At 69.3% G+C, this 7,950-nt stretch carries 7 protein-coding genes; all 7 read right to left on the bottom strand.

The window, feature by feature from the left end; translation table 11 throughout:
• Positions 1 to 259: hypothetical protein (locus tag ACT53O_RS14460; protein ID WP_476153153.1), on the bottom strand; the 259-nt coding region annotated here is incomplete at its 3' end.
• Between the two features lie 44 nt (positions 260 to 303).
• A complete protein-coding gene (gene araA, locus ACT53O_RS14455) occupies positions 304 to 1,806 on the bottom strand; it encodes an L-arabinose isomerase (protein WP_135949857.1) in 1,503 nt (500 codons plus the stop codon).
• Positions 1,807 to 1,856: 50 nt separating this feature from the next.
• Positions 1,857 to 3,455 carry a xylulokinase gene (locus ACT53O_RS14450; protein ID WP_135949856.1) on the bottom strand — a complete coding sequence of 533 codons (1,599 nt, stop codon included), beginning with the start codon at positions 3,453 to 3,455 and terminating at the stop codon, positions 1,857 to 1,859.
• Positions 3,452 to 4,177 carry an L-ribulose-5-phosphate 4-epimerase gene (locus ACT53O_RS14445; protein WP_051039629.1) on the bottom strand — a complete coding sequence of 242 codons (726 nt, stop codon included), beginning with the start codon at positions 4,175 to 4,177 and terminating at the stop codon, positions 3,452 to 3,454. Before ACT53O_RS14445 ends, ACT53O_RS14450 begins: the two co-directional genes overlap by 4 nt.
• Entirely contained in the window at positions 4,174 to 5,247 is a 1,074-nt protein-coding gene (locus ACT53O_RS14440) for an ABC transporter permease (protein ID WP_036320609.1), read from the bottom strand. The genes ACT53O_RS14445 and ACT53O_RS14440 overlap by 4 nt, the downstream gene beginning before the upstream one ends.
• Complete coding sequence (locus ACT53O_RS14435; protein ID WP_347417724.1) at positions 5,244 to 6,314, bottom strand: ABC transporter permease; 1,071 nt, start codon at positions 6,312 to 6,314, stop codon at positions 5,244 to 5,246. The genes ACT53O_RS14440 and ACT53O_RS14435 overlap by 4 nt, the downstream gene beginning before the upstream one ends.
• Entirely contained in the window at positions 6,311 to 7,894 is a 1,584-nt protein-coding gene (locus ACT53O_RS14430) for a sugar ABC transporter ATP-binding protein (protein WP_476153149.1), read from the bottom strand. The genes ACT53O_RS14435 and ACT53O_RS14430 overlap by 4 nt, the downstream gene beginning before the upstream one ends.
• Positions 7,895 to 7,950: the final 56 nt, after the last annotated feature.

The following is a 7,950-nucleotide window of genomic DNA, read 5'->3' as shown; positions in this document are numbered from 1 at the left end:
CGGCATCCGCGAAGGAGGCGTCGGTCAGTCCGGTGAGCGTGGCATTGCGACCGTTGCCCGACACGTCGAGCAGCGTCGATCCGCTGTGCGACATGTCGTAGTGGGCGCTCGGGGCCGGCACGTCGGCGGCGGATGCCGCGTTCGGCGCGGCCAGGCCGACGCCGGTGAGCGCGAGAACGCCGGCAACGGTCGCGGCGAGTGCTCGACGCGGTGTGCGCCCGGGCGCGGAGGCGCGCGGGATCCGTGTTGATCTCATCATCGAGAGAGTTCCTCTTGTTTCGGGTGGGGGTGGTGAGGTCGGGGTCAGAGGCCCTGGGCCAGGCGGTAGTACGCCTGGTTCCAGCGCAACTCCTTCTGGAATCCGCGGACGGTCGTGTCCTCGTCGATGACGAGAAGCTCGGTGCCGGCGATGTCCGCGAAGTCGCGGAACACCTCGATGCCGACGGCGGTGGTCATCACGGTGTGGTGGGCGGCGCCGGCGGTGAGCCAGCAGGCGGCACTGGTGGCGAAATCGGGGGCCGGCTTCCAGATTGCCCGCCCGACGGGAAGCTTCGGCAGGTCGGGGGCCTCGACGTTCTCGACGACGTTGGCCACGAGACGGAACCGATCGCGCATGTCACTCATCGCGACCACGACGGCCGGGCCCGGGTCGGCCGTGAAGACGAGGCGGACGGGGTCGTCCTTGCCGCCGATGCCGAGCGGGTGGATCTCCAGCCGCGGCTTCTGCGTCGTCAGCGAGGGCGAGACCTCGAGCATGTGCGCGCCGAGGATCTTCTCATCCCCCGCGACCAGGTCGTAGGTGTAGTCCTCCATGAGGCTCGCTCCGCCGGGCAGCCCCGCGCCCATGACGTTGGCCACGCGGACGAGGATCGCGGTCTTCCAGTCGCCCTCCGCGCCGAAGCCGTATCCCTCGGCCATCAGGCGCTGCACGGCCAGCCCGGGCAGCTGCGTCAGAGCGCCGAGGTCCTCGAACGAGGTCGTGAATGCACCGAAGCCACCGGCTTCCAGGAACGTCCGCAGACCGACCTCGATCGCGGCGCCGTCGCGCAGCGACTGGTGGCGCTCGGCACCGGGCAGCAGCTCCTCGGCGACGTCGTACTCGTCGAGGTACACCTGCACGAGCGCGTCGATGTCGGCCTCGGATGCCGCCGCGACGGCATCCGCGAGCTCGTTCACGCCCCACGTGTTCACCTGCACGCCGAAACGGAGCTCGGCCTCGGTCTTGTCGCCCTCGGTGACGGCGACGTAGCGCATGTTGTCACCGAAGCGGGCGAGCTTCAGCGTGCGCGCGGCCTGCCACCCGGCGGCGGCGCGCTGCCACTGCTCGATCTGAGCGAGAACGGCGGGGTTGGAGACGTGCCCGACGACCGTCTTGCGCGCCACGCCCAGGCGCGTCTGGATGTAGCCGAACTCCCGGTCGCCGTGGGCGGCCTGGTTCAGGTTCATGAAGTCGAAGTCGATGTCCTCCCAGGGCAGCTCGACGTTCGCCTGCGTGTGCAGGTGCAGCAGGGGCTTCTGCAGGGCGTCGAGACCTGCGATCCACATCTTCGCCGGGCTGAACGTGTGCATCCAGGCGACGACGCCGATCACCGAGTCGTCACTGTTGGCGTCGAGCGCCAGGCGCCGAATGGAGTCCGAATCGGTGAGCACGGGCTTCCACTCGACGCGCACCGGCAGGGCGCTCAGGCCTGCCGCCACCTGCTGGGACTGCGCGGCGACCTGGCGCAGGGTCTCCTCTCCGTACAGCCCCTGGCTGCCGGTGACGAACCAAACGGTGTAGTTCTCGAGAGAGGTGGAGAGGGTCATGATGTCTTTCCGGTCGGTGAGTGTGAGAAGCCTCGAAGATCGAGGCGTCCTCAGAGTGAGTGGACGGCCGCCGCCTCGACGGCGAGGCCGGCTCGGTAGCGGTCGAGGTAGGTGGCGAATCCCGCGACATCCGCGGGAACAGGCTCGACGACGGATGCCGCGGCATCCGCGAACACGGTCTCGTCGAGGTAGGTGCCCAGCGTGAGGTCCCGCCCCTGGGCCACGGCGCGGCGGAACGCCGCCAGGACGGCGATGCCCCACGCCCCGCCCTCCGAGGCGGTCTCTCCCACGGCGACCGGCGCATCCAGCGCCGCGGCGAGGAAGCGCTGCGCGACCCCGGCCGTGCGGAAGACCCCACCGTGCGCGTACATGCGATCCAGCGCCACGCCCTCTGCGGCGAGCACCTGCATGCCGAGGGCGAGCGTGCCGAACACACCATAGACCTGTGCGCGCATGACGTTCGCGAGACTGAGTGTCGATTCCGGGGTGCGCACGAAGAGCGGGCGCCCCGCCGTGAGGCCGGCGATCGGCTCACCGGCCAGGTGGTTGTACGCCAGCAGGCCTCCCGCGTCCGCGTCGCCGTCCAGAGCTTCGCGCAGCAGCACGCCGAAGACCTCGTCGTCGTCCAGCGGCGTGCCGGATGCCGCCGCGAACCGACGGAACAGCCCCGCCCACGCCGCCAGCTCGCTGGCGCCGTTGTTGCAGTGGACCATCGCGACGGGGTCGCCGGCGGGGGTCGTGACGAGATCGAGCTCGTGGTGCTGGGCGGCGAGCGGGCCCTCCAGCACGACCATCGCGAAGATGGAGGTGCCGGCGCTGACATTGCCGGTGCGCGGCGCGACGGCCCCGGTCGCGACCATCCCCGTGCCCGCATCGCCCTCCGGCGGACACAGCGGAATGCCGGGTCGCAGCCGACCGCTCGGATCGAGCAGCGCCGCACCGTCCACCGTGAGGGTGCCGGCGTCCGCACCGGCGGGCAGCGCCTGCGGCAGCAGCGCACGAAGCGGGGGCATCTCTCCCGGTGCGAGCGCGTCGAAGCGGGCGATGAGCCGCTCGTCGTAGTCGGCGGTGCCGGCGGCGATCGGGAACATGCCCGATGCGTCACCGACGCCGAGCACGCGACGACCGGTCAAGCGTTCGTGGACGTATCCGGCGAGCGTGTTGACGGCGGCCACTCGCGACACGTGTGACTCTCGGTCGATGACCGCCTGGCGCAGGTGCGCGATCGACCAGCGCAGCGGAATGTTGACCCCGAACAGCTCGGACAACTCCGCCGCCGCTGCGGCGGTGTTCGTGTTGCGCCAGGTCCGGAAGGGAACGAGCAGCTCCCCCGCCTCGTCGAAGGCGAGGTAGCCGTGCATCATCGCCGACACACCGATCGATCCAACGGTCTCGGGGGTCACGCCGTGGGTGCGCTCGAGATCGGCGACGAGGTCGGCGTACGCGGCCTGCAGCCCCTCCCAGATCGCTTCCAGCGGGTAGGTCCACAGGCCGTCTTCGAGTCTGTTCTCCCACGCGTGCGAGCCGACGCCGAGCACGCTCGCGGGCGCTTCGGCATCCACGAGACAGGCTTTGATGCGCGTCGAGCCGAACTCGATGCCGAGACTCGTGCGACCCGTGCGGATCGCGTCCGCCGCCTCCCCGCTCATCGACGCTCGTCCGTTCCCTGCCCGTAGACGTTCTGGTAGCGGTTGTAGAGCGCGTCGATCTTGTCCTGCGGGATCGGGATCAGCTCGCCGGCCTGGCGCGCGATGTGCACCGTCCGGGCGACGTCCTCGCACATGACGGCGGCCTTCACGGCATCCTTGGCGTTGACGCCGATCGTGAAGGGGCCGTGGTTCTGCATGAGCACTGCGCGACTGCGGTGCCCGCGCAGCGTGTCCACGATGCCGCGGCCGATGGAGTCGTCGCCGATGATGGCGAACGGCCCGACCGGGATCGGCCCACCGAACTCATCGGCCATGGCCGTGATGACGCAGGGAATCTCCTCGCCGCGCGCCGCCCACGCCACCGCATAGTCGGAGTGGGTGTGCACGACACCGCCGACCTCGGGCATGTGCCGGTACACGTACGCGTGGGCCGCGGTGTCGCTGGACGGGCTGCGGTCGCTGCCCGGCGTTCCCGCGATGACGGCGCCGTCGAGGTCGCAGAGGATCATGTTCTCGGGGGCGAGGTCGTCGTAGGAGACGCCCGAGGGCTTGATCACGAAGAGGTCGCTGTCCGGCACGCGCCCAGAGACGTTGCCGCCCGTCCAGACCACCAGGCCGTACCGCACGAGCTCCGCGTGCAGCGCGGCCACATCGGCGCGGACGGCGTCGATGCGCTCCTGCAGGTGCTGGTCGATCACACGGCCCCCTGCCGGCGCGCTCACTCGCTCCTCCGCTTCGTGAGCACCCGCTGCAGCAGCACGAAGGCGAGGAGGATGCCGCCGGTGATGATCGTGAGGTACTCGGGCTTGATCGAGCCGTCCTTCGTGATGATCATCCACAGGGCGGCGAGCACGAGCGTGCCCACCACGGAACCCAGCACGTAGCCGACGCCGCCGGTGAGCAGCGTGCCGCCGATCACGACCGCAGCGATCGCGTCGAGCTCCCAGCCGATGCCGGTGACGTTCTGCGCTTTGCCGCCCACCTCTGCGGTGTAGACCACTCCGGCAAGGCCGGCGAGAGCGCCGCTGAGGATGTAGATCCAGACCCGCGTGCGGGCCACGGGCAGGCCCATCAGCTGGGCCGACGACTCGGCACCGCCGATCGCGTAGATCGTGCGTCCCGTGCGGGTGCGGTGCAGGAAGAAGACCGCGGCGATCACGACGACGACGGCGATGAAGAAGCCGGGCGTGAGGACGAGATCGTTGGTCTTGGGGCCGTCGATGAGCTTGAAGTCCGTGGCCAGCAGCAGGATCGGAGAGCCCTCCGGCGCGTGCACGGGCACCGTCGACAGGATCGAGGCGAGGCCGCGCGCGAGGAACATCATCGCGAGCGTCGCGATGAAGGGCTGCACGTTGAAGAACTGGATCAGCACGCCCGAGACCAGACCGAACAGCGCGCCGAGCACGATCATGATGACGATCGCGAGCCACGCGTTCACCCCCGCGCCCATGAGCATCACGCCGGCGACCGAGGTGAACGCCACGACGGCGCCGACGGACAGGTCGATGCCGCCGGAGAGGATCACGATCGTCATGGCCACGGCCAGGATGATCGTCGGGGCGAAGCTCACGAGCAGACTCGACATCGTGCCGAGGTGGAAGACCCGTCCGTAAGCGATCTCCGCGTACACGAGCATGCTGATGAACAGCACGACCGCCGCGAGCGTGGGAATCAGCGACTGGCTGCGGCCCCAGACACGCGACCACGCGGTTGCGCGGGGGGTGGCGATCGCCGCGGCCTGCCCGGCCGACGGGGGCGTGGAGCGTTCGCGAGTGGTGGATGCGTCGCTCATGCGACGACCTCCTTCGGCTGCGTGGACTCGGAGAGGGGGGCCGCGGGTGTGCGGTTGCGGTTGCCGCGGCGGAGCACCAGGGAACGGATGCGCTCGGACTGCAGCAGCACCAGCGCGACGATGACGATCGCCTTGAAGGCCGGCGTCGCGGCGGCCGAGACTCCGAGGAAGAGGACCGTCTTGTTGAGGGTCGCGATCAGCAGGGCGCCGATCGTCGAGCCCACGATCGAGAACTTCCCGCCGGCGAGCGAGGTGCCCCCGATGACGACGGCGAGGATCGCGTCGAGCTCCATCTGGTACCCGGTGCCCGAGACGTCGACGGTCATGACCTCCGACACCGTGAACAGTCCGCCGACAGCGGCGAGCGCCGCCGACAGCACGTACACGGCGATGAGGATCGGGCGGGGGCGGATGCCGGCGAGCCGGCTGGCCTGCGGGTTGATGCCGATCGACTCGATCATGAGGCCGAGAGCGGTGCGGCGCATCACGAGCGCGACGACGATGACGATCGCGATCGCGAGCACGAAGCTCAGCGGAAGGCCGAGGAACTGACCGTTCGCGAGAGCCCGGAAGGGCGCGTTCTCCGCGTTCGTGTTCTGGCCGCCGGTGATGACGCGCGCGATACCGCGCCCGGCGAGCATCATCACGAGCGTGCTGATGAACGGCTGCAATCCGATGACGGCGACGAGCAGGCCGTTGATCGCGCCGAGCACGATACCCAGCAGCACGGCGAGCCCGATCGCGGTGAACATCGCACCGACCGAGGTGGGCTGGCCCAGACCGCTGAGGGTGACCATCGCGACCGCGCCGCCGACGGCCATGACGGAGCCGACCGACAGGTCGATGCCGCTGGTGGCGATGACGAACGTCATGCCCAGCGCGATCATCACGATCGGCGCCGACACCCGCAGGATGTCCAGAAGGTTGCCCGACAGCTGACCCGTCGTCGGGTTGACCCCGAGGGCGAGGTAGGTGGGGTCCTTCAGCGTGTTCAGCGCCAGCAGCAGGACGATGCCCACAATGCCCCAGAACCAGGGGGTGCGTACGAGCGCCCTCAGACGGGTCATGCCTGTTCTCCTTCGACCTCGTCGGCGAGCGCTTCCGCGTTCGCTTCGGCGGCGGCCTCGGAGTCGGCGGCGATGATCGAGACGATCCGCTCCGCCGTGACGTCCGGACCGTTGACGACCTCGCCGACCTTCTGGTGGTCCTTCATGATGACGATGCGCTCGGAGAGGCGGACGACCTCCTCCAGCTCCGAGGAGATGAAGACGACGCTCATGCCGCCCTCGGCGAGCTCGGCGACCGTCTCCTGGATGTCGGCCTTCGCGCCGACGTCGATGCCGCGCGTGGGCTCATCCAGCAGCAGCAGCTCGGGATCGGTCGCGAGCCAGCGCCCGAGGAGGACCTTCTGCTGGTTTCCGCCGGACAGCAGGCGGATGGGCCGATCGGGGTCGTTGGGGCGCACGCTGAAGCGCTCCATGTACATGGTGACGAGCCGGTCGACCTCCTTGGCGGGAACGCGTCGCAGCCATCCGCGCTGCGCCTGGACGGCGAGCATGATGTTCTCGCGGATGCTGAGGTCCCCGACGATGCCGTCGTCGCGACGGTTCTCCGTCGAGTAGGCGATGTGGTTCGCCAGGCCCGAGACGGGCGAGGTGATGCTGGCCTTCTTGCCCTTCAGGCGCACCGTGCCGGCATCCGGCTTGTCGGCACCGACGATGAGGCGCGCCAGTTCGGTGCGGCCCGAGCCGAGCAGGCCGGCGAAGCCGACGACCTCACCCTTGTGGATCTCGATGTCCGTGGGGGCCAGGGCACCCTTGCGGGCGATGCCGTCCGCGGCGTAGACGGGCGTCTGGCTGCGGTCTCGCTCGTCGACCTGGCGGTTGGAGCCGAGGGCCCGCAGGGCGCCGAGGTCCTTGCCGATCATCTTGGAGATGAGCTCAGTGCGGTCGAGGTCGTTCTTGAGGTACTCGCCGACGAACGCCCCGTTGCGCAGCACCGTGATGCGGTCGCTGATCGCGTAGACCTGGTCGAGGAAGTGGGAGACGAAGAGGATGGCGACGCCCTGATCGCGCAGCTGGCGCATGACGGCGAAGAGCGTCTCGACCTCGGCGGCATCCAGGCTGGAGGTCGGCTCGTCGAGGATCAGGACCTTCGACTTGGTGACCATGGCCCGGCTGATCGCGACGAGCTGCTGCAACGCGATCGAGATGGACTGCAGGGGGGCGCGCGGGTCGAGGTCGCCGAGACCCATCTCGGTGAGTACCTCGTGGGCGCGGGCGTGGGTCTTGCGCCAGTCGATGCCGAAGAGGGAGCGGCTCTCGTGGCCGAGCATGACGTTCTCACCGATGGTGAGGTTGGTGCAGAGGTTGACCTCCTGGTACACCGTGGAGATCCCGGCGGCCTGCGCCGACGCCGTGCCGGAGAAACGCCGTTCCTCGCCGAAGACGAGGATCGATCCGGAGTCGATCTGGTAGACACCGGTCAACGCCTTGATGAGCGTCGACTTTCCGGCGCCGTTCTCGCCCATGAGGGTGTGGACCTCACCGGGCAGGAGGCGGAAGTTCACGTCGTCGAGCGCCTTGACGCCCGGGAACGTGATCGACGCGCCGCGGACTTCGACGATCGGGAGGGGTTCGGTGACCACTGCAGACTTCCTCGTTGAATCGGGTGGGGTCGCCCGTGCAGGGCGGATGGCGGGAC

Source organism: Microbacterium sp. DMC48, from assembly GCF_056313825.1.
Note: the sequence above shows the minus strand (reverse complement) of the source record. Positions and strands in the feature narration are given on the sequence as shown.

Excerpts from the sequence above, each read along its gene's own strand:
- araA (WP_135949857.1), bottom strand. The coding sequence starts at position 1,806 with ATGACCCTCTCCACCTCTCTCGAGAACTACACCGTTTGGTTCGTCACC.
- ACT53O_RS14450 (WP_135949856.1), bottom strand. The coding sequence starts at position 3,455 with ATGAGCGGGGAGGCGGCGGACGCGATCCGCACGGGTCGCACGAGTCTC.
- ACT53O_RS14440 (WP_036320609.1), bottom strand. The coding sequence starts at position 5,247 with ATGAGCGACGCATCCACCACTCGCGAACGCTCCACGCCCCCGTCGGCC.
- ACT53O_RS14435 (WP_347417724.1), bottom strand. The coding sequence starts at position 6,314 with ATGACCCGTCTGAGGGCGCTCGTACGCACCCCCTGGTTCTGGGGCATT.